The following is a 20,441-nucleotide window of genomic DNA, read 5'->3' as shown; positions in this document are numbered from 1 at the left end:
CTATGTCTCCGGTCTAAACAACAAGCCGGGCGATGACACGGAGTGTGTGGCAAACTCCGTCGGCGTCCGTCCCGTCACCTGACGGAACGCGGCCGAAAACGCCGGCACGCTGGCATAGCCGAGCTGGGTCGCGAGCTGCTTCACCGATACATTGGCATCCGTCGACAGCCGCTGGATCGCCGCCGCGATTCTTGCGCGCTGGCACCAGCTCTTGAAGCTCAGCTGCGTCTCTGTCGAAAACAGCCGCGACAGCGTGCGCGCGGAGGTTCCGACCTCGCGCGCCAGCGCGTCGATGTCGTGCAGGCCGGTGGGATCGTCGAGTACGATCATGGCCGCGCGCCGGCAGCGCGGCTCGTGTGGCAGCGGCACGAAGGTCGCGGAATCCTCAGCCTGGACCAGCTCCAGCATCACCAGGCGAACCAGCAGATCGGTCCGCTCCTCGGTATTGTGGGCGTCGAACAGCGCGAGGATCGCCTGGTTCAGCAGCGGCGACACCCGCACCACGAATTCCCTGGTCAGTCCCTCATGGCACTGCTCGCGCTTCAGCCAGGCGAGGTCGAAATACAGCGTGCGCATCTCGATGTCGGCGAGCAGATCGATGGCGTGCTGGAGCCCGGCGGGGACCCAGACCGCGCGGTCCGGCGGCACCAGCCAGCGCCCCCCGGGCGTCGTCACCTGCATGGTGCCCCTGGCGGCATAGATCAGCTGTGCCTCGCGGTGCATATGCGGATCGATCCGCATGCCCTTGGGGTAGTCGCGCGCGACCAGATGCACGCCCGCGGGCGAGCGATGATTGCTCCGGACCGCCCGGAGGATTGGCGTCTCGACGACAGTCATTGGCGGCATCCCGTCACTCGCCCGACATATAACTCATTTCGGAGCAGGAGAGGATTCGGAATGAACAGCCCCGGCCGGGTGATCAGTTTCGTCAACGCGGGCCATTTCATCGACCATTACGCGATGCTGATTTTCGCCGCCGCGGTGATCATCATGGGACCGGCGCTCGGTATGGCCTATTCGGAACTCTTGCCTTATGCGACGCCGGGCTTCGTCGCCTTTGGCGCGGGCTCGCTGCTCACCGGCTGGCTCGGGGACCGCTGGAGCCGCCGCCACATGATGCTGATCTTCTTCGTCGGCATCGGCGCCTCCATGATCTCGGTCGGGTTCGTGCAGACGCAGGCGCAGCTCGGCGCGGCGCTGTTCGCGATCGGCATTTTTGCCTCGATTTATCATCCCGTCGGCACCGCAATGATCGTCTCCTACGCCGACAGGCTCGGCCGCGAGATGGGCATCAACGGCGTCTGGGGCAATCTCGGCGTCGCATCGTCGGCGCTGGTCACCGGCGTAATCGGCCAATATCTCGGCTGGCGCTTCGCCTTCATCGTACCCGGCATCGTCACCATCCTGATCGGCATCGCCTTTGCGATGATGGTCGTGCACGAGGACCGCAAGGGCTCGAAGCAGGCGGCAGCGCAGGCGCGGGTCGCCAAGCAGGACATGTGGCGCGTGATCCTGTCGCTGCTGATCGTGGTGATCGCGATCTCCACCACGTTCAATGCCGTCACCGTGGCGCTGCCAAAGCTGTTCGCGGAGCGGCTCGCCGATCTCACCAAAAGCCCGGCGCTGCTTGGTGTTATTGCCGCCTGCGTCTACGTGTTCGGCGCGATGACGCAATACACGATCGGCCGGCTGCTCGACCGCTATTCGCTGAAGACGGTGGCGCTGCCGCTGTCCTTCATGCTGGCGCCGTTCCTGTATCTGGCCGCGAGCCTGTCCAATTTGCCGCTGATCCTGGTCTCGATCGGCATCGTCATGGGCGCGTTCGGGCAGGTCACGGTCAACGACGCCATGGTCGGCAAATACACCAGCGAGGAATGGCGCTCGCGCGCCTATGCCGTGCGCTACTTCATCGGCTTCACCGCGGCCGGCGCCTCGGTCGGCCTGGTCGCCTGGCTCTACGAGCAGGGCGGCTTCGTCACCATGCTGCATGCCTTCGCCGCACTCTGCCTGCTCGCGATCGCAGCCGCGATCATTCTGCCGCGCGAGATCAGGACACCGCACGCGGTGTGAGGGATCGGCATGAGGCGCGCGGCTGCCTCAACGTCGTCATTGCGAGCGCAGCGAAGCAATCCAGAATCTTTCCGCGGCGGCAGTCTGGATTGCTTCGCTGCGCTCGCAATGACGGGGGATGAGGAGGCACCCTGCGCAGACCACTCATGATGCCATCATGCCAGTGTTTTGCCCGACGGCGCAAGCAGTTTCGGCAAAGACGAAATTTGAGTTTCGCAGAGACAAAATTTTTCTTCAGTCTTTTCAACCTCATCCCTACTGTGCATGGGGTTGTTTTCGCGTTTTTTGGTGTTGTCCCCTTACCCGGCCGCGAACTCAAGGAACTCCGGTTGCCTGCCGCGGGTTCTATCCCCGTCATCCCGGCACCTCGCCGGGGCAGATGAAGGGGGAAAATTCCTGCATGCAGTGGAGCCTGCTCCGACCGGTCGGCCTTGTCCCCGCGGCGCTTGTCCTCACCACAATTGCGGCCAGTGCCGAGGGCGGCAAATCGGCCGGTCCGTCCGAATTCCTGCTGGTGGCGCAGATCGTGCTGTTGATCGCGGTCGGCCGCGGCCTCGGCGAGATCATGCAGCGCCTCGGCCAACCCTCGGTGATCGGCGAATTGCTCGCCGGCATCCTGCTCGGTCCCTCGCTGTTCGGTTGGGTCTGGCCCGACGCGCAGCACGCGATCTTCCCCAAGACGCCCGAGCAGAAAGCGATGATCGACGGCATCGCGCAGTTCGGCATGCTGCTGCTGCTGCTGCTGACCGGCATGGAAACCGACCTCAAGCTGGTCAGGAAGGTCGGCAAGGCCGCGATCGCGATCTCGATCGCCGGCATCCTCGTGCCCTTCGCCTGCGGCTTCGCGCTCGGCGAGTTCCTGCCGGACACGCTGTTGCCGAATCCGCAAGCCCGCCTGGTTGCGTCGCTGTTCATGGGCACGGCGCTGTCGATCTCCTCGGTGAAGATCGTCGCAGTGGTCGTCCGCGAGATGAACTTCATGCGCCGCAATGTCGGCCAGATCATCGTCGCCACCGCCGTCATCGACGACACCATCGGCTGGATCATCATCGCGGTCATCTTCAGCCTGGCCTCGCAGGGGGCGTTGGATATCGCCTCGGTGGCGAAAGCCGTGCTGGGCACGCTCGCCTTCCTCGCCATCAGCTTCACCATCGGCCGCCGCCTCGCGTTCCAGCTCATCCGCTGGGCCAACGACAATCTCGTCAGCACCGCGCCGGTCATCACGGTGATCCTGCTGATGATGTGCGCCATGGCGCTGATCACGCATCTGATCGGCGTTCACACCGTGCTCGGCGCCTTTGTCGCCGGCATTCTGGTCGGCGAGTCCCCGATCCTGACGCGGCAGATCGACGAGCGCCTGCGCGGGTTGATATCCAGCTTCTTCATGCCGGTGTTCTTCGGTCTGGCCGGCTTGAGCGCCGACCTCACGGTGCTGCGCGATCCCCATCTGCTGATGCTCACCGGCCTGCTGGTCGTGATCGCCAGTGTCGGCAAGTTCGGCGGCGCCTTCGTCGGCGGAACCGTGGGCGGGCTGAACACACGGGAGTCGCTGGCGCTCGCAAGCGGGATGAACGCGCGCGGCTCGACCGAGGTGATCATCGCCACCATCGGTCTTTCGATCGGCGTGCTCAGCCAGAACCTGTTCACGATGATCGTGACCATGGCGATCGTGACCACGATGGCGATGCCGCCGATGCTGCGTGCGGCGCTGGCGAAGCTGCCGATGAACGAGGAGGAGCAAGAGCGCCTGGAGCGCGAAGAGTTCGAGAAGCGCGGCTTCGTCGCCAATCTCGAACGTCCCTTGCTGGCAGTAGACGAAAGTGTCAACGCCACCTTCGCCGCCCACATTGCCGGCCTGATCGCCGGCATGCGCGGTCTGCCGATCACGGTGCTGCACATCGGCAAGCGCGCCAAGGATCAGGAGAAGGGACGCGACGAGGAGGAGAGCCCCGAAGCCGTGGTGAAGAAGGCCGCCGAGACCGTCTCCGCCCATGGCGATGGCGACGCCGGCAGCGTCGATGTCGTCACCCGGGCAAAGCGTGCGGAGCTCGGCGAGGCCATCGCCGACGAAGCGCGCAAGGGCTTCGATCTCCTGGTCATCGGCGTCGACAAGGTTGCTGCCGCCAAGGATCGCTTCGATAGGAAGATCGAGGACATCGCAGCGAAGTTCGAAGGACCGCTCGCGATCGTGGCGGCCAAGGGCAAGCACCTAAAGCAGCCGGTGCCCGAGGCGCTCAACATCCTCGTTCCGGTCTCCGGCAGCGGCGTCTCCAAGCGCGGCGCGGAGGTCGCGGTCGCGCTGGCGCAGGCGGGATCAGGCTCGCTCCGGGTGATCTATGTCGCGACGACGCGCGACAAGGGCGCGCAACGCGGGGCCTCTCGGGGTCTGAGTCACGAGGCCGGCATCCTGAAGGACGCCAGCGATCTTGCCGCCCGCTACGAGGTCGACATCACCACGACCTTGCGCGCGAACCGGGCGCCGGAAGCGGCGATCCTGCGCGAGATCGAGACCACTGACGTCGATCTCGTGGTGATGGGCGTCGATCGCATCCAGGCCGATCACCTCTCCTTCGGTGGCGTCGCCGACGCCGTGCTCAGGCAGGCAAAAGTCTCGGTGCTCCTGGTCTCGAGCGGCGAGGCGCGGCATGTGGCGCCGGAGAAGGCGTAACGGGGTCTCCTTGCCGTCATTGCGAGGAGCTCTTGCGACGAAGCAATCCAGAGTTTCTCCGTGGAAAGAGTCTGGATTGCTTCGCTGCGCTCGCAATGACGGCTGTGGTAGATGGTCGCGTCTTTTACTTCACCTCGGCCACTGCCACCGCCTTCGGAATCTTCTTCGACGCACGCCAGTTCTCGAAGCGCTGCACCACCACGAAGAACGCCGGCACGAACAGCACCGCAAGGCAGGTCGAGGCCAGCATGCCCGAGAACACCGTGATGCCGATCGACTTCCGCGCGCTGGCGCCGGCGCCGGTCGCGATCACCAGCGGCACCACCCCGAGGATGAAGGCGAACGACGTCATCAAGATCGGGCGGAAGCGGGCGCGCGCAGCTTCGATCGCGGATTCCAGCACCGGCTTGCCATCGCGGCCGTGCAGCTCGAGCCCGACCTCGACGATCAGGATGGCGTTCTTGGCCGACAGCGCGATCAGCAGGATCAGGCCGATCTGGCAATAGAGGTTGTTGTCGATCTTCAGGGCATTGAGGATCAGCATGGGGCCGAGCAACGACAGCGGCACCGCCAGGATCACCGAGATCGGCGCGTACCAGCTCTCGTACTGGCCGGCGAGCACGAGATAGACCAGCAGCATGGCGAGCCCGAACACCCAGTAGATCTGGTTGGAGACGGCCTTCTCCTGATAGGACATCGCGGTCCATTCGTAGCCGGTGCCCGGCGGCAGCGTCTTGTCCGCGATCTCCTCCATCAGCTTCAGCGACTGGCCGGAGGAGTAGCCCTGCGCGGGGAGGCCGATAACGGTTGAGGACGGATAGAGATTGTAGAGGCTGATCAGCGACGGACCGGTGGCCGGCGTGATCGTGGCGACCGTGCCGATCGGGATCATGTCGCCGTTCGAGTTGCGCACCATCATGTTGGCGATGTCGCGCTCGGTGACGCGGAAGGCCGGATCGGCTTGCGTGTAGACCTGGAACACGCGGCCGAACTTGTTGAACTGGTTGACATAGGACGAGCCGAGATAGGTCGACAGCGCCGCGAACACCTGGTCCGTCGTGACATGCAGCGTCTGGGTCTTGATGCGGTCGATTTCGACGTTGAATTGCGGCACCGAAGAGCGGAACGAGGACTGGACGCGCTGCAGCGCGCTCTGGCTCTGGCCATTGCTGACCATCGCGCCCGTGATGGCCTGGAGCTTGGCGAAATCGCTGTTGCCGTCGCGCAGCTCGACCTGCATCGAGAAGCCGGCCGCGTTGCCGATGCCCTGGATCGGCGGCGGCGGCAGCACCAGCGTGCGCGCCTCCATGATGACCGCGAGCTTGTCGTTCAGCCCGTAGACCAGCGAGCGCAGATCCTCGCCCGGTCCTTTGCGCGCGTCCCAGTCCTTCAGGATGATGTAGGCGACGCCGGCGTTGGCAAGGCTGGCGCTGTTGTCGAGCGCGGAGATGCCGGCGATGGTGATGACCTGCTGGACTCCGGGCGTGTCCTTGATCAGCTCGCTCGCTCTGTCGAGCACCTTCTGGGTCCGCTCCAGCGCGGCACCGTCAGGGAGTTGCACGGCGGCGATCAGATAGCCCTGGTCCTCGATCGGCAGGAAGCCGGTCGGCACGCGGGACAGGCCATAGCCGCCGATCACGATCAGCACCAGTGCGATCGCGACCGAGATCGTGCTGTTCCTGCACAGCACGCCGATCAGTCGGATGTAGCCGCGCTCGACGCGGTTATAGACCGCGTTGAAGCCGCGATAAAAGAAGTTGCGCTGCTCGGGCGGCACTGTCGGCCGCAGCCAGAGCGCACATTGCGTCGGCTTCAGCGTCGCCGCGTTGATGGCGGACAGAAGCGCGGTCGCCGCGATCACCAGCGCGAATTGCGAATAGATGCGGCCGGTGAGCCCGGCGAGGAACGACGCCGGCAAAAACACCGAGATCAACACCAGCGTGATGCCGACGATCGGCGCGAACAACTGGTCCATTGCTTTGATCGCGGCGTCGTGGCCGTTCATGCCCTGCTCGATGTTGTGGGCCGCGCCTTCCACCACGACGATGGCGTCGTCGACGACGATGCCGATCGCGAGGACGATCGCGAACAGCGTCGACATGTTGATGGTGAAGCCGAGCGCCGCCATGGCGGCGAAGGCGCCGATGATGGTCACCGGCACCGTGGTGGCCGGCACCAGCATCGCGCGCCAGTCCTGCAGGAACACCAGGATCACGACCAGCACCAGCAGGCCGGCCTCGATCAGCGTCATGTAGACCTCGTGCACCGAGGCCTGCACGAATTTGGTGGTGTCGAACGGCGTGTCGTACTTCATGCCCTGCGGGAACGCCTTCGCGAGCTCCGCCATCTTCTTCTCGACCGCCTGCTCGACCTGGAGTGCATTGGCGCCTGGCGACTGGAACACGCCGATGCCGGTGGCCGGCTGCTTGTTTAGCGAGAAGATCTGGCTGTAGGTCTGCGCGCCGAGCTCGACCCAGCCGACGTCGCGCACCCGCGTGACGTCGCCGCTGGTGCCCGATTTGACGATGATGTTCTCGAACTCGGCGGTGTCGTCGAGCCTGCCGTTGACGTTGAGTGTATACTGAAACGCCTGTCCCGACGGTGTCGGCGGTGCGCCGACCTGGCCGGCGGAGACCTGCTGGCTCTGCTGCTGGATCGCCTGGATGACGTCCTGCGGCACCAGGCCACGGACCTGCAGCTTGTTCGGATCGAGCCACACCCGCATCGAATACTGACCGGCGCCGAACACGGTGACGTTGCCGACGCCAGGCAGGCGCGAGAGTTCGTCGCGGAGGTTGATGGTGGCGTAGTTGCTCAAATAAAGGCTGTCGAACGTCTTGTCGGGCGAGGTCAGCGTCACGAATAGCAGGATCGAGGTCGATTTCTTCTGGACATTGACGCCCTGGTTCTGCACGGACTGGGGCAGTTGCGACAGCGCGCTGGAGACGCGGTTCTGCACCAGCACCTGCGCGAAGTTGAGGTCGGTGCCGATCTTGAACGTCACGGTCAACGCATAGGTGCCGTCGGAGCCGCTGTAGGACTGCATATAGAGCATGTCCTCGACGCCGTTGACCTGCTGTTCGATCGGCAAGGCAACCGTGTCGATCACGGTCTTGGCGCTGGCGCCGGGATAGCGGGTCGTGACCTGCACCGTCGGCGGCACCACGTCGGGATATTGCGCGATCGCGAGGTTGAACAGCGCGACGCCGCCGATCAGGATCATCAACAGCGCGATGACGTTCGAGAGGACCGGCCGCTCGATGAAGAATTTTGAGATCATGGCAGGCGCTCCTACTTACTTGGCAGACGCCTGCGGCTGCTCGATCTTCGTCACCTGCGGATCGATCTTCTGGCCCGGAATCACCCGCAGCAGCCCTGCGATCACCACGCGGTCCTCCGGCTTCAAGCCGCTTTCGATCACGCGCAGGCCGTTGTCGACGGGACCGATCTGCACCTTGCGCTGCTCGACGACGTTGTCGCCGTTGACGACGAGGAGATAGCGGCCGCCCTGGTCGCTGCCGAGCGCGGTGTCGGGCACGAGCAGGGCGTCCTTCTCCTGGGTGAAGGGCACGCGGACGCGGACGAAATAGCCGGGCAGCAGCACCCGCTTGTCGTTGGGGACGAGACCGCGCACCGCGAGCGTGCCCGTCGACTGGGTGAGGGTCGGGGCGACATAGTCGAGCTTGCCCTCATGCGGATAGCCGGCCTCGGTCTGCAGGCCGACTTGAATCGGAAATTGCTTCATGTCGGCGGCGGTGAGCCCCCGGCGGGAGGCCTCGGCACGGATGCGCAGCACGTCCTGCTCGTTGACGGTGAAATTCACATAGATCGGGTCCATCGCGACGATGGAGGCGAGTTGAGTCGGGGAGGAGACCCCGACGAGCTCGCCGATCGAGACCATATGCGCGCTGACGACGCCGTCGAATGGTGCGATCACCTTGGTGTAGCCGTAGTTGACTTCGGCGAGGCGGGTGTTGGCCTGGGCCTGCTGGAGGTTGGCCTGTGCGTTGTCGCGGTTCGAAGTCGAGCTGTCCAAAGTCGCTTGCGAGACCGCTTGCCGCTGCACGAGATCGCTCTGCCGCTTGAAGTCGGCTTCCGCCTGCCGGAGCGAGGCCTGCGCGCCGGCCTCGGCCGCCTGCGCCTGGTCGAGCTTGAGCTTGTAGGTTTCGGGCTCGATCGTGAACAGCTGGGTGCCCTGCTTGACGAACGCGCCGTCCTGGTAGTCGATCGATTGCAGGAATCCCTGCACGCGCGCGACGAGATCGACATTCTTGACCGGCGCGGTGTTGCCGGTGGCCTCGACATACCGCGTCACCGGGCGCTGTACGGGCGTAGCCACGTCCACCTTGGGCGGGGGCGGGGCGACGAAACTGTTCTTGTCCTCGCAGCCGGTGAGTGCGGCCACGGCCACCGCGGCGGCCAGTGCCCGCCCGACATGTCTCCACGCTCCGTTGCTTCGTGCGGGAGATGCGGGATTCGCGCAGGTCATTCGGTGGCCCCCGGTTGCTGTCCGTCGGGGCGGGAGGCTATCAACAAATGCCCGGACGTGGAACACCATAGCCATGGCAGTCGTCGGCCTTGCACCGCAGACTGCGCTGTGGCCTTTGGCAGCTTTGCCGTCACAAACCGCTTTTCATCGCGCGCACGATCGACCAGAATTATGTCACAGGCTGAGCGACGGCGCGCGAAGCGGTCGGGACAAAAAAGAGAAGAATAAAAGAAGAAAAGGTCGGGAGATCATGACATGCCCACGCCTCTCCAGTCGGTGCTTAAATCGGTCCTTGCCGGCCTCGTTCTCGCCGCGGCGGTTGCCATGCCCGCGCTAGCCGATGGCCTGAAGGACGAGATCGCGCCGACCGGCAGGCTGCGGGTCGCGATCGCGATCAGCCCGGCGGGCGGCGCGTTCTGGTCCACCAAAACCGAAGCCGGCTATGCCGGCGTTCCGGTCGATCTCGGCAAGGAGATGGCCGCCCAGCTCGGCGTGCCCGTCGAATATGTCGTGCACCAGAATTCCGGCCAGATCACCGATGCCGCATCGAAAGGCACTCTTGAAAAAGGTGCTTGGGACGTCACCTGGCTCCCCAAGGATCCCGAGCGCGAGAGCAGGATGACGTTCGGTCCGATCTACGAGGTCGCGGATGCCACCTACATCGTCAAATCAGGCTCGAACGTCACCAATTTCGCCACGCTCGACCAGGTGGGCATCAAGGTCGCGGCCGTCAACGCCACCACCACCATGCGCGGCGCGGTTGCCCATCTGAAGAATGCGAAGGTCACGGGCTACCAGACCTATGACGAAATCTTCGGCCTCCTGAAGAGCGGCGAGATCGACGCCTTCGCGCTGTCGCGCGACCAGCTCAACAAGATGGCGCAGAAGATTCCGGGCACGCGAGTGCTCGACGAGACCTTCAAGAAGACCGTCACCGCGGTCGCCGTCCCGCTCGGCCATCCCCAAGCGCTGACCTTCGCCGCCAAGTTCATGAACGAGGCGGTGACGAACGGCACCTTGCGCAAGGCGTATGACAGCAATGGCCTGAAGGACACGCCGATAAGGACAGAGTAGCGGCGGCAGCGCCTCCATGACAAGAGAGATTGAGATTCGCGCCTTTGCACCGCCTGATGCTGCTGCCGTGCGCGAGCTGTTCGTCCGGGTGAATCGTCTATTGGCACCAGCGCATATGGCGGAGGCGTTTGAACGCTATATCGTCCACTCTCTCGCCGAAGAGATCGATCGGCTCGCGGATTACTATGCAAGCCGGAACAGCGGTTTCTGGGTCGCCGTTGCCGACGACGAGATCGTCGGCATGTTCGGTCTGGAGGCCTCAGGCGAGCATGCGATGGAGCTGCGGCGCATGTACGTCGCTCCCGGCCTGCGCCGCCAGGGAATTGCGCGAAAGATGCTGGCGTTCGCGGAGGATGAATGCCGTCGGCGAAATCGGCAGCAACTGCAACTCAGTACGTCGGAGCTTCAGCAGGACGCGCTGGCGCTGTATCGAAACTCTGGATACCGAAGCGAGCGCGAAGAGATTGCCGATGCCGCCAGCAACAAGACCGTGGGTGGTGGCATTCGTCGCTATCATTTCACCAAGCGGCTTTGACAGCCCTCCGCCAAAATGCGCGCCTTCAGGGCGGTTGCGCTGATAGTCAGCGGCTCGTGATCGCGGAGGCGATGGTTGCGATGGCACGCTATCAGGTGCAACGGACGAAGCCGACATCATCACCTTCCTGAAGATGCTGACGGACGGCTACAAGCCGGAGGACTAGTGCGCATCCAGTAGGGGTGTAATCCTCAGCGCGGCTTGATCTCCGCATACTTCGCCATCGCCTTCTCGAATTTCCGCTTGAACAGCCACATTGCGCCAAGGATCTCGCGGAAGCTTGCCGAGGTGCGCGCCCGGTCGGCCTGTCCGAATGCGAAGATGCTGTTGTTGCGCAGGTGCTTCATGATCGTCGGACTGGACACCCTGTAGTTCAGGAGATCGCCGGACTTGAGCGCCGACCGTGTCGGCGTAGGAATGATCTGGATCAGCTCGAACAGCTTCATCTGCTCGATCCGGTCGGGCAGCGTCTTCACGATTCCTGGGATCTCCCGGAAAACATCCGCATGCGAGTTCATCAGGCCATCGCGTACGTTGGTCCAGTGATTGAAGCGATGATCGGTACCGCTGGCCCGCGCCTCCTCCTTGTCGTCGCGCGCACTCAACCCGGGATCGGCCGCCGCGATCTCGCCCTTGATGGCTTCCCATTTCCTGCGGCCGTTGCGGTCCTCGGACGGGCCGGTCTGGAAGCTACCCATATAGGTGTTCGAGCGTCCGTTGCGGACGTTCTGCTTGCCGTTGGTTTCGGCGAAGAACAGCCCGAGGCTGATCCGGCCCGCGGCCTCGGCGTGGTCAGGCGCCAGCCCCTTCGCGCGTGCGATCGCGACCGCGAGATCGACCACGTCCTTGAACGGCGTCGCCGAGTTCTGCGCGCCCGCCGGCGGCGCTTCCATGATGTCGAACAGTATTGAGTATTCGTCGATCAACGGTTCGATATCGGCGTCGAAATAGGCTGGAGGAATTTCGAATTTGTTGGGCCTGCCGATCCGGGACGGCATGGCGTCGGTGAGATCCTTGTAAGCACTGATCACGGCGACGCGTGCCAGATACAGCGCTTGGCCCGGCAGGTTCGGCAGCGGCTGCTTCGCCTCGATCTGGCGCCGCCGCTCGGCCAGGATTGCCTTGAAATCGCCGAGCGCACGCTCGTAGGTCGCAACCGCTTCCGCTTGCCTGGCCGTGAGCGTTTGCGCCTGGCTCGGAACGAACGTCGTAAGGAGCAGTCCAAGCGCCGCGATGATGGCGAGGAGTTGACGTCGTGCAGTCATGGCCGGTTCCCCCAACGATTCGTCGGTCGGGGGATCGTAGCCTAGTCGTTGGCTTCGGGCGGCAGGAAGTCGACCTCGTGCAGCGCCGAGATGCGCACGACCTCGGCCGGGTCGGTCAGGTCATGGAGCTGGTTGAACAGCGCCTCCAGCTTCTGCATCGGCGAGACCCAGAACAACGCGCGGGCCGGTTTGTCGGATTTGTTGAAATAGCCGTGCGGGATGCCGCGCGGCAGGCGCACGAGATCGCCGGCATGGGCCTTGACCCATTTGCCGTCGAGCTTGAGGTCGAGCGTGCCTTCCTGCACCAGGATGAATTCGTCCTGGGTCGGATGGATGTGCACCGGCACGAACTGGCCAGGATCGCTGTTGGTCTCGAACGCGAAAGTAGACTCGGTGACGGCCTTCGGGAAGTAGACCTGGCCGAGGATGTTCCAGGTCTTGCCGCCATAGCCCGTACCGTTCGCGGTGATGCCCTTTTCGAGTGCAGTCATGGCTCGCCTCCAATGGGATTGTAACCGAGACGGAGTGTTGCGCAGCAGCCATGCGCTGTCCATGCGCAAGACGCGCCCTACCGCCTGTCGCGTTCAGCGGCCTGCCTGCGCAGAAAGCCTTCGAGATCGGCCTGCACGGAATAGGGCGTCGGGATCGGATCGCCCGCGTCGTCGACGGCGGTGTCGAGAGAGCGGCGCAGCATGCGCGCGAGCTCGGCCTTGCGGTAGGGCTTTGTCAGAAGCGGCGCGCCCTTGGTGGCGCGTCCCTGCGCATGCGGGGCGTCGTAGGCGTAGCCCGACGTGAATAGCACCCGCAGCGAGGGGCGCGCAGCCACCATCTCGTCGGCGAGCTCTCGTCCATTCAAGCTGCCGGCCATCACGATGTCGGTGAAAAGCAGGTCGAAGGGCGTTCCTTCGGCGGCGATGGCGAGCGCCTCGGCCGCATTGGCGGCCGGGATGACCTTGTAGCCGAGGCTTTCGAGCTGGACCGTGACGTACTGGCGGACGTCGCGGTCGTCCTCGACACAAAGAATGGTTTCCGTCCCACCCACGACCTTGCGCTCGTCATAGCCGGTGGGGCGAAGCGTGCTCGCCTCCGCCTTCGGCAGGTAGATCGTGAAAGTCGTGCCGCGTCCTTCCTCGGAAGCGACCTTGATGCCGCCGCCGGACTGCTTGATGAATCCGAACACCATGCTGAGCCCGAGCCCCGTGCCCTTGCCGACGTCCTTGGTCGAGAAGAAGGGATCGAAGATTCGCTCCAGAATGGCCGGCGGAATGCCGGTGCCGGTGTCGGCGATCTCGATCTCGACATAGTCGCCGGCATAGCCGGCCCCGACCGCCACCGCCTCGCGGACGCCGAACACGACGTTGCGCGTCGTCAACGTCAGTCTGCCGCCATCCAGCATCGCGTCGCGGGCGTTGATTGCGAGGTTGAGAAGCGCCGAGCTCAATTGGCCGCGATCGACCAGGGCGAGCCAGACGTTGCCGTCGAGCCGGGTCACGATCTCGATCTTCTTGTCGAAGGTTGCCAGCAGCAGCTTTGCGAGCTCTTCGAGCAGTTCGTTGATGTCGCTCTCGGCCGGCTTGAGCGCCTGCTTGCGGGCAAAGGACAACAGGCTCGACGTCAGCGCGGCGCCGCGGTCGGCGGCGTCGCTGATCAGCTTGGTGATGGTGGCGAGCGGCGGATTGTCCTTCACTGCGTCGGCGAGGATCTCGATCGTGCCCGTGATCACGGTGAGCATGTTGTTGAATTCGTGCGCGATGCCGCCGGTGAGCTGGCCGACAGCCTCCATCTTCTGGGCCTGGATCAGCTGCTCCTCGGCGGCGCGCTTCCGCGTGACGTCCTTGACGAAATTGTTGATGAGGGTGCGTCCCCCGAGGTGGAGCGCCGTGCTGGACGCCTCGATCAGGATGTCATCGCCGTTCCGGTGCAGCAGGGTCGCTTCGAACCGGATGCCGATCGGCGTATCCGACAATTCCGGCAGCAGCCGCATCATGCGTTGCCTGAAGCCGTCGCGCAGCGGCTCGGCGATGAGGAGGTTGACGACGTCGGTGCCGAGCGCCTCCTTGCGCGTCCATCCGGTCAGGGCCTCGGCCTGAATGCTCCATTCCAGCACGATGCCGTTCTGGTCGGTCTGGACGAAGGCATCGAGCGCGGTCTTGATGACGGCTTGCGTCAGCTGTGCGCTGGCCCGCGCCTGCTCGGTCAGTTGCGCGGCGGCGCGTTTGTCCTGCGCCGTTTCGATCGCGCGCGTGCACAGACGAGCCAGCAGGGCCGCAATGGCGCCGCTTGCGAGCAGCGCGACGATCTGGGCAATGCCGAACCCGGTGCCGATCGCGGCATAGGAGACGAGGAGAGCCGCCGCGGTCACGATGACCTGCGCGGCCATCGCGAGTGTCAGAAGCCCCCTGAGTTTCATGGTCTCACACCAACGCGTCAGTCGCAGACCCTCGTGTCCGCCCTGTCAATGACCGGCTCCACCTGAGCTACAGATGTGAGCTACAGATTCCGCGCGGCGGCGTCGAGGGGCAATTTGCGGTGGTGCCGGGTTGGCGGCGCTTCAACCTGCCGGCGAATCGGTCTGGCGCAGCGTCGTCACCCAGATCACGCGGGCCGTCTGCTGGGTCGGGTTGTCGAACATGTGCGGCACGATGCTCGGAAAGCGAAAGCTGTCGCCGGCCTCGAGCAGATGGGCCTGGTTGTCGAGCCACAGCCGCAGGCTGCCCGAGAGGATATAGCCCGCCTTCTCGCCGGTGTGCTGCAGAAAATCGGTACCGGACGAGGCGCCGGGATTGAGCGTGAGCTCGTAGAGTTCGAGCTGGCCTTTGTCTGCCGGCGTCAACGCTTCCTTGACGACGCCGCTGGCGGTGAGCCGCAGCAGGCGCCGGCTGTTCTTGCGCACGATGTAGCGCTGCACGTCGGCGGGATCGGTGGTCTCGAAGAAATAGGAGATCGGAACGTCGAGCGCGATGCTGAGCAGGCGCAACGTGCGGATCGACGGCATGGCACGCGCGCGTTCGAGCTGGCTGATCATGCCGTTGGAGAGGCCGGTCTTGTTGGCGACGTCCTGGATCGACAGGCCCGCACGCTGGCGCAGCAGCCGCACGGTCTCGCCGAGGCGCTGGTCGACCGCATCGTCGGCCTCTATCGCCGGTGCGTCCTTCGGATCGTTGATCTCGCCGCGACCATCCATGTCGCTCTCCCATACATCATCTCAGCCCCGGACAATGGCGGTCTGGAGCTTCAGTCGGAGTGAAAAGGTCGCGCATCCTAGCAATCCGATTGACAGCTGTATTTAGTCGTGATGAACTTTTGATAGAAAAATTTAGAAGCACTAAAGTCCACTCCTGTCCTTTTGCCGGGGATCTCGGGGGCGCGGGAGACGGTGCCGCGTGCGAAAACGGAGAGTGGTCATGGCGGACGACACCGGGAAGTTCGGCGTTGGGGCACTGCATCTCGGCAATCCGAACCGCCGTCAGATCTTTCAGCTCGGCGCGGGCGCCGCGGCGGGATGGACGCTTTCGGGCCACGCGTTTGCGCAGACCGAACGCCCGACCAATCCGCCGGACAAGCCGCGCGGGCAGGTGATCGCGGCGGTCGCAGGAGCCGACGGTCTTTCATCCCCTGATGCCGGGCATCGAAGTCGATCAGGGCATCTGGTGGCAGGTGTTCTCGCCGCTCTGGTTCATCGATCCCGACGGCAAGTTCGTTCCCGACCTCGCCCGCGAAGTCCCGACCATCGAGAATGGCGGCCTGTCGGCCGACGGCCTGACCTGGAACATCAAGCTCCGCAGCGACGTGAAATGGCACGACGGCACGGCGTTCACGGCCGAGGACGTGAAGTTCTCGCTCGAGCTGATCAACAATCCCGATTTCCGCGCGCGCAGCCGCGTCGGCCATAGTCTCGTGAAGGACATCAAGGTCGTCGCGCCCGACGAGGTTCACTGGCGCATGGAAGCTCCCTATTCGCCCTACATGTCGATCCTGGGATCGCTGACCTTCATCGTGCCCAAGCACATCCTGGAGAAGGTGACAGATCCGAACGCCTCGCCGTTCCACAATGCGCCCGTCGGCACCGGACCGTTCCGCTGGGGCGAGCGCGTGCCCGGCGACCACATTCAGCTGAATGCCCATACCGGCTATCACGGCAAGGGACCTTACGTTGAGCGCGTGGTGTTCAAGTATATTCCCGACCCGACCGTGCTCTACACCCAGTTCCGCACCGGGCAGGTCGACTACACCGGCCTGCAAGGCATTTTGCCGAACTTCGTGCTGGAGGCGAAGACGCTGAAGGGGCGCAAGATCTTCGTCTCCTCGACGTCGTCGGTGGAGCACATCGCTCCCAATCTGGAGTTCGGCGCGTTGGCGGACCGCACCGTGCGCGAGGCGCTTTATCTCGCGATTAATAAGCAAGCGATCATCGACGCGCTGAACTACGGCTTGCCGACGCAGACTGAAAGCTTCGTGCCGCAGCAGGCCTGGTCATTCCAGCAGGGGCTGCCGCAGCACAAATACGATCCGGCCAAGGCCAACACGCTGCTCGATGCGGCCGGCTGGGTGCGTGGCTCTGGCGGGGTGCGCGAGAAGGGCGGCGTCAAGCTCGAATTCACCAATTCAACGACGTCGGGCAATGCGGTGCGCGAGCAGACCCAGCAATTGCTGATCCAGGACTGGCGCGCGATCGGTGCCGCGATGCGCGTGAACAACATGCCGGCCGCGGTGATCTGGGGCGACTTCTGGCAGCAATCGAAATTCAATTCGGTGATCGTGGGGGTGAATTTCATGCTCGGCAGCGACCCCGACGTGACGCCCCGCTTCGGCTCCGGCGCCATTCCTGCCAAGGGTGGCCGCGGCTACAACACCTATCAGTATCGCAACCCGGAGGCCGATCGGCTTCTCGCAGAAGGTGCCAAGCAGTTCGATCTGGCGCAGCGCAAGACGACCTATGGCACTCTGCAGAAGCTCATCCGCGACGACCTCGCGATCCTGCCGCTATTCCAGGGCTTCATCGCCGAAGGCGTGAAGGAAGGGCTGCAAGGTTTCCGCCCCAACATCAACATGTCGATCAACTGCTGGAACATCCGCGAATGGTATTGGGCCTGATGGTTCAGGTGCGCGAGATCGCCTGAGATGGCCCGTTACGTCGCCAATCGCCTGGCGCAGGCGATCATGTTGCTGGTGATCGTGTCCGCGATCGGCTTCGCCATTCTGCATCTGGCGCCCGGCGGTCCGCTCTCGCAATTCGCGGCCTCCGCGCAGATGACGCAGGAGGATCTCGATCGCGTCACCAGGCAGCTTGGCCTCGATCGTTCGCTGCCGATCCAGTATCTCGACTGGTTCGGCCGGATGCTGAGGGGGGATTGGGGCCACTCGTATCGCGACGGCGAGGCGGTGCTGTCGGTGATCTCGTCGCACCTCGGCGCCACGCTGGAGCTGATGGCGACGGCGACCATCATCGCGGTGCTGCTCGGCGGCTGGATCGGTGTGCTCGGTGCGCTGCGCCGCTATTCGCTGTTCGATTCGCTCGCGACCGTCGGCGCCATGATCGCATTGTCGATCCCGACCTTCTGGTTCGGACTCGTCACGATTTACATCTTCTCCGTGAAGCTCGGCTGGTTGCCGGCCGGCAACCGCGAGACCGTCGGCGACGGCTCCTTCCTCGACCTTCTGCATCATCTGATCGCGCCGGCCCTGGTGCTGGCGCTGGTCGAGACCGCGATGTGGGGCCGCTTCATGCGTTCCTCGATGCTCGAGGTCATCAACCAGGACTACATTCGCACCGCGCGCGCCAAGGGCATGCCGGAATGGCGCATTCTCACCGTGCATGCGCTGCGCAACGCCCTGCTGCCGATGATCACCGTTGCCGGCCTTCAGTTTCCGACGCTGCTCGGCGGCGCGCTGGTGGCCGAAACTGTGTTCACCTGGCCGGGCATGGGGCGCCTGTTTCTCGATTCCATCGGCTATCGCGACTACCCCGTGGTGATGGGCATTTTGATGTTCTCGGCGATCATGGTGCTGATCGGCTCGCTGCTCGCCGACATCCTCTATGCCGTCGTCGATCCCAGGATACGGGTGGGCTAGGCGATGACGAGCGCAGCCCTCTCGACCGTTCAGCTCGCGCCGGGCCATGCCGCCTGGCGCCGCTTCCGCCGGCACCGGCTCGCGCTCGCGGGCGCCGTGATCATTCTGGTGCTCGTCCTCGGCTCGGCCTTTGGTCCCTATCTGCTGCCGTTCGACGACACTTATATCGATATCATGAAGCGGTTCGCACCGCCGCTGTCGGGCGCGCACATCCTCGGCACCGACGAACTCGGCCGCGACGTGCTGGCGCGGCTGATGATGGGCGCGCGCGTCTCGCTGTCGATCGGCTTCGTCGCGATGGTGATCGCGATGGCGGTGGGCATCGCCGTCGGCGCCTTCGCCGGCTTCTTTGGCGGCGTGGTCGGCGCGGTGCTGATGCGGCTGGTCGATGCCATGCTCTGCTTTCCGACCATCTTCCTGCTGCTTGCGCTCGCGGCGCTCATCGAGCCCGGCTTCGTCACCACCACCGTGCTGATCGCGGCGACTGCCTGGATGTGGGTGGCCCGCGTCGTCGAGGCCCAGGTGCGCTCGCTGCGGGAACGCGAGTTTGCGGTTGCTGCACTCGCGTTCGGCTCGTCGAACCTGCGGATCATGTTCCGCGAGCTGGTGCCCAACGCGGTCGCGCCGATCGTGGTGGCGGCGACGCTGAACGTCGCCAAGGCGATCCTGCTGGAATCCTATCTCAGCTATCTCGGTTACGGCATCCAGCCGCCGGCGGCGAGCTTGGGCAACATGCTCAACAACGCACAGATCTATCTCACCAGCGCGCCCTGGCTCGCGATTGCGCCCGGCCTCGCCATCACGCTGGCGGTGACGAGCTTCAACTTTCTCGGCGACGGCCTGCGCGACGCGCTCGATCCGCGAATGAACATCCCATGATCTGCAAACTAGCGATGAGCAAGCTTGCTCCGATCGAACTGAATATCTGGAGTGCCCCATGTCCCCGCCGCTCACCCGTATAAACAGCGATGAACGCCTGCCGGCGCAGGTGGACGTCGTCGTCATTGGCGGCGGCGTCATCGGCGTCTCCGCGGCCTATCATCTCGCGAAGAAGGGGCTCACCGTCGCCCTGGTCGAGAAGGGCCATGTCGGCGGCGAGCAATCGAGCCGCAATTGGGGCTGGTGCCGCCAGCAGGGTCGCGCGCGTGAGGAGATCCCGCTGGCCCGCGAGGCGCTGCGCCTGTGGGAAGACATGCAGAACGATGCCGGCGTCGATGCCGGCTTCCGCCGCACCGGCGTGCTGTTCCTGACCAAGAGCAAGGACGAGCTCGCCAGCTGGGAACGATGGGCGGCAACGGCGCGCGAGATGCAGGTCCACTCCACGGTCCTGACGCCGGCGGAGGTCGCCGAGCGTCTGCCCGGCAACGCCGAAAAATGGGTTGGCGGCCTGCACACGCCGAGCGACGGGCGCGCCGAGCCCTCGATGGCCGTGCCGGCGCTTGCCACCGCCGCGCGAAAACACGGCGTCACCATTCATCAGGGCTGCGCCGCGCGTGGACTTGAAACGCAGGGCGGCCGGGTGAGCGCCGTCGTCACCGAGAAGGGCACCATTCGCACGCAATCGGTGTTGCTGTCCGGCGGCGCCTGGTCGTCGCTATTCTGCCGCCGCCACGGCATCGAGCTGCCGATCGGCCTTGTCAATGCGACCGCGTGCCGGACCACGCCCGGGCCGGAGATTACCTCCGGTGCGCTCGGCACCGATTTCTATTGCATCCGCCGCCGCCTCGACGGCGGCTTTACGCTGGCGCTGCGCAACCGCGGCACGGTCGAACTGTCGCCCGATCTGTTCCGCTACGCGCGAACCTTCTGGCCGACCTATCTGCATCGCAAGAACGGGTTGAAACTGTCATTCGGCAAATCCTTCTTCGACCAGCTCACGCGGGGCACCAGTTGGAGCTTGGACAAGCCGTCGCCGTTCGAGACCGAGCGCGTGCGCGATCCCGCGCCTGACATGTCGCTGGTCAATGCCGCGCTGGCTTCGCTGATCAAGTCGAATCCTGAATTGAAGGACATCGAGATCGCGGAAGCCTGGGGCGGCACGATCGACTGCACGCCGGATACCATCCCGGTCATCTCGCCGGTCGACGCCATGCCCGGCTTCTTCCTCGCTACCGGCTTCTCCGGCCACGGCTTTGGCATCGGTCCTGCGGCCGGCAAGCTCGCCGCCGACATCGTGACGGGCGCGACGCCGCTGGTCGATCCCGCGGCCTACAGCCACAAGCGCCTGATTGATGGCCGCCGGCTCGCGCCGGTCAGCCCGTTCTGAGG

Annotated in this window: 14 protein-coding genes and 1 pseudogene; 8 read left to right on the top strand and 7 right to left on the bottom strand. The window is 64.6% G+C overall.

The window, feature by feature from the left end:
- Positions 1 to 837, bottom strand: coding sequence for an AraC family transcriptional regulator (locus FXB41_RS29525; RefSeq protein WP_219684274.1), 837 nt, complete (start codon positions 835 to 837; stop codon positions 1 to 3).
- Between the two features lie 60 nt (positions 838 to 897).
- On the opposite strand from FXB41_RS29525, the gene FXB41_RS29520 reads away from it, so the two are divergent.
- Positions 898 to 2,070, top strand: a complete 1,173-nt coding sequence (locus tag FXB41_RS29520) for an MFS transporter (RefSeq protein ID WP_007595638.1) — start codon at positions 898 to 900, stop codon at positions 2,068 to 2,070.
- A gap of 400 nt (positions 2,071 to 2,470) precedes the next feature.
- A complete protein-coding gene (locus tag FXB41_RS29515; protein WP_219684273.1) occupies positions 2,471 to 4,738 on the top strand; it encodes a cation:proton antiporter domain-containing protein in 2,268 nt (755 codons plus the stop codon).
- Positions 4,739 to 4,862: 124 nt separating this feature from the next.
- Here FXB41_RS29515 and FXB41_RS29510 read toward each other — a convergent pair whose 3' ends face one another.
- Together FXB41_RS29510 and FXB41_RS29505 are read right to left on the bottom strand one after the other, a co-directional pair.
- Positions 4,863 to 8,018, bottom strand: coding sequence for an efflux RND transporter permease subunit (locus FXB41_RS29510; protein ID WP_219684272.1), 3,156 nt, complete (start codon positions 8,016 to 8,018; stop codon positions 4,863 to 4,865).
- Between the two features lie 15 nt (positions 8,019 to 8,033).
- Complete coding sequence (locus tag FXB41_RS29505; protein WP_219684270.1) at positions 8,034 to 9,227, bottom strand: efflux RND transporter periplasmic adaptor subunit; 1,194 nt, start codon at positions 9,225 to 9,227, stop codon at positions 8,034 to 8,036.
- A 255-nt stretch (positions 9,228 to 9,482) separates the two neighbouring features.
- Here FXB41_RS29505 and FXB41_RS29500 point away from each other — a divergent pair, with 255 nt between their 5' ends.
- Both FXB41_RS29500 and FXB41_RS29495 read left to right on the top strand, forming a co-directional pair.
- Positions 9,483 to 10,301, top strand: coding sequence for an ABC transporter substrate-binding protein (locus FXB41_RS29500; RefSeq protein WP_219684269.1), 819 nt, complete (start codon positions 9,483 to 9,485; stop codon positions 10,299 to 10,301).
- Between the two features lie 16 nt (positions 10,302 to 10,317).
- Entirely contained in the window at positions 10,318 to 10,836 is a 519-nt protein-coding gene (locus tag FXB41_RS29495) for a GNAT family N-acetyltransferase (protein WP_007595621.1), read from the top strand.
- Positions 10,837 to 11,027: 191 nt separating this feature from the next.
- On the opposite strand, the gene FXB41_RS29490 is transcribed toward FXB41_RS29495, so the two are convergent.
- From FXB41_RS29490 to FXB41_RS29475, 4 genes are all read right to left on the bottom strand, one after another.
- Positions 11,028 to 12,101 (bottom strand): hypothetical protein, encoded by a 1,074-nt coding sequence (locus tag FXB41_RS29490; RefSeq protein ID WP_219684268.1) that lies wholly within the window; start codon positions 12,099 to 12,101, stop codon positions 11,028 to 11,030.
- A gap of 41 nt (positions 12,102 to 12,142) precedes the next feature.
- Positions 12,143 to 12,592 carry a cupin domain-containing protein gene (locus FXB41_RS29485; protein ID WP_007595617.1) on the bottom strand — a complete coding sequence of 150 codons (450 nt, stop codon included), beginning with the start codon at positions 12,590 to 12,592 and terminating at the stop codon, positions 12,143 to 12,145.
- Between the two features lie 77 nt (positions 12,593 to 12,669).
- Positions 12,670 to 14,511, bottom strand: a complete 1,842-nt coding sequence (locus FXB41_RS29480) for an ATP-binding protein (RefSeq protein ID WP_219684267.1) — start codon at positions 14,509 to 14,511, stop codon at positions 12,670 to 12,672.
- A 141-nt stretch (positions 14,512 to 14,652) separates the two neighbouring features.
- Positions 14,653 to 15,285, bottom strand: a complete 633-nt coding sequence (locus tag FXB41_RS29475) for a cupin domain-containing protein (protein ID WP_007595614.1) — start codon at positions 15,283 to 15,285, stop codon at positions 14,653 to 14,655.
- A gap of 220 nt (positions 15,286 to 15,505) precedes the next feature.
- Here FXB41_RS29475 and FXB41_RS29470 point away from each other — a divergent pair.
- From FXB41_RS29470 to FXB41_RS29455, 4 genes and pseudogenes are all read left to right on the top strand, one after another.
- Positions 15,506 to 17,195: pseudogene (locus FXB41_RS29470) on the top strand (peptide ABC transporter substrate-binding protein).
- A 27-nt stretch (positions 17,196 to 17,222) separates the two neighbouring features.
- Positions 17,223 to 18,173: an ABC transporter permease gene (locus FXB41_RS29465; RefSeq protein WP_219684265.1), complete on the top strand. Its 951-nt coding sequence runs from the start codon at positions 17,223 to 17,225 to the stop codon at positions 18,171 to 18,173.
- 3 nt (positions 18,174 to 18,176) lie between these two features.
- Positions 18,177 to 19,052, top strand: a complete 876-nt coding sequence (locus tag FXB41_RS29460) for an ABC transporter permease (RefSeq protein WP_219684264.1) — start codon at positions 18,177 to 18,179, stop codon at positions 19,050 to 19,052.
- A gap of 58 nt (positions 19,053 to 19,110) precedes the next feature.
- Positions 19,111 to 20,439 carry an NAD(P)/FAD-dependent oxidoreductase gene (locus FXB41_RS29455; protein ID WP_219684262.1) on the top strand — a complete coding sequence of 443 codons (1,329 nt, stop codon included), beginning with the start codon at positions 19,111 to 19,113 and terminating at the stop codon, positions 20,437 to 20,439.
- Positions 20,440 to 20,441: the final 2 nt, after the last annotated feature.

The organism is Bradyrhizobium canariense, from assembly GCF_019402665.1.
Taxonomy (GTDB): domain Bacteria; phylum Pseudomonadota; class Alphaproteobacteria; order Rhizobiales; family Xanthobacteraceae; genus Bradyrhizobium; species Bradyrhizobium canariense.
This window is presented reverse-complemented; position numbering and strand designations above follow the sequence as displayed.

Coding starts and splice junctions, on each gene's coding strand:
- FXB41_RS29525 (WP_219684274.1), bottom strand. CDS start 837: ATGACTGTCGTCGAGACGCCAATCCTCCGGGCGGTCCGGAGCAATCAT.
- FXB41_RS29520 (WP_007595638.1), top strand. CDS start 898: ATGAACAGCCCCGGCCGGGTGATCAGTTTCGTCAACGCGGGCCATTTC.
- FXB41_RS29515 (WP_219684273.1), top strand. CDS start 2,471: ATGCAGTGGAGCCTGCTCCGACCGGTCGGCCTTGTCCCCGCGGCGCTT.
- FXB41_RS29510 (WP_219684272.1), bottom strand. CDS start 8,018: ATGATCTCAAAATTCTTCATCGAGCGGCCGGTCCTCTCGAACGTCATC.
- FXB41_RS29505 (WP_219684270.1), bottom strand. CDS start 9,227: ATGACCTGCGCGAATCCCGCATCTCCCGCACGAAGCAACGGAGCGTGG.
- FXB41_RS29500 (WP_219684269.1), top strand. CDS start 9,483: ATGCCCACGCCTCTCCAGTCGGTGCTTAAATCGGTCCTTGCCGGCCTC.
- FXB41_RS29495 (WP_007595621.1), top strand. CDS start 10,318: ATGACAAGAGAGATTGAGATTCGCGCCTTTGCACCGCCTGATGCTGCT.
- FXB41_RS29490 (WP_219684268.1), bottom strand. CDS start 12,101: ATGACTGCACGACGTCAACTCCTCGCCATCATCGCGGCGCTTGGACTG.
- FXB41_RS29485 (WP_007595617.1), bottom strand. CDS start 12,592: ATGACTGCACTCGAAAAGGGCATCACCGCGAACGGTACGGGCTATGGC.
- FXB41_RS29480 (WP_219684267.1), bottom strand. CDS start 14,511: ATGAAACTCAGGGGGCTTCTGACACTCGCGATGGCCGCGCAGGTCATC.
- FXB41_RS29475 (WP_007595614.1), bottom strand. CDS start 15,285: ATGGATGGTCGCGGCGAGATCAACGATCCGAAGGACGCACCGGCGATA.
- FXB41_RS29465 (WP_219684265.1), top strand. CDS start 17,223: ATGGCCCGTTACGTCGCCAATCGCCTGGCGCAGGCGATCATGTTGCTG.
- FXB41_RS29460 (WP_219684264.1), top strand. CDS start 18,177: ATGACGAGCGCAGCCCTCTCGACCGTTCAGCTCGCGCCGGGCCATGCC.
- FXB41_RS29455 (WP_219684262.1), top strand. CDS start 19,111: ATGTCCCCGCCGCTCACCCGTATAAACAGCGATGAACGCCTGCCGGCG.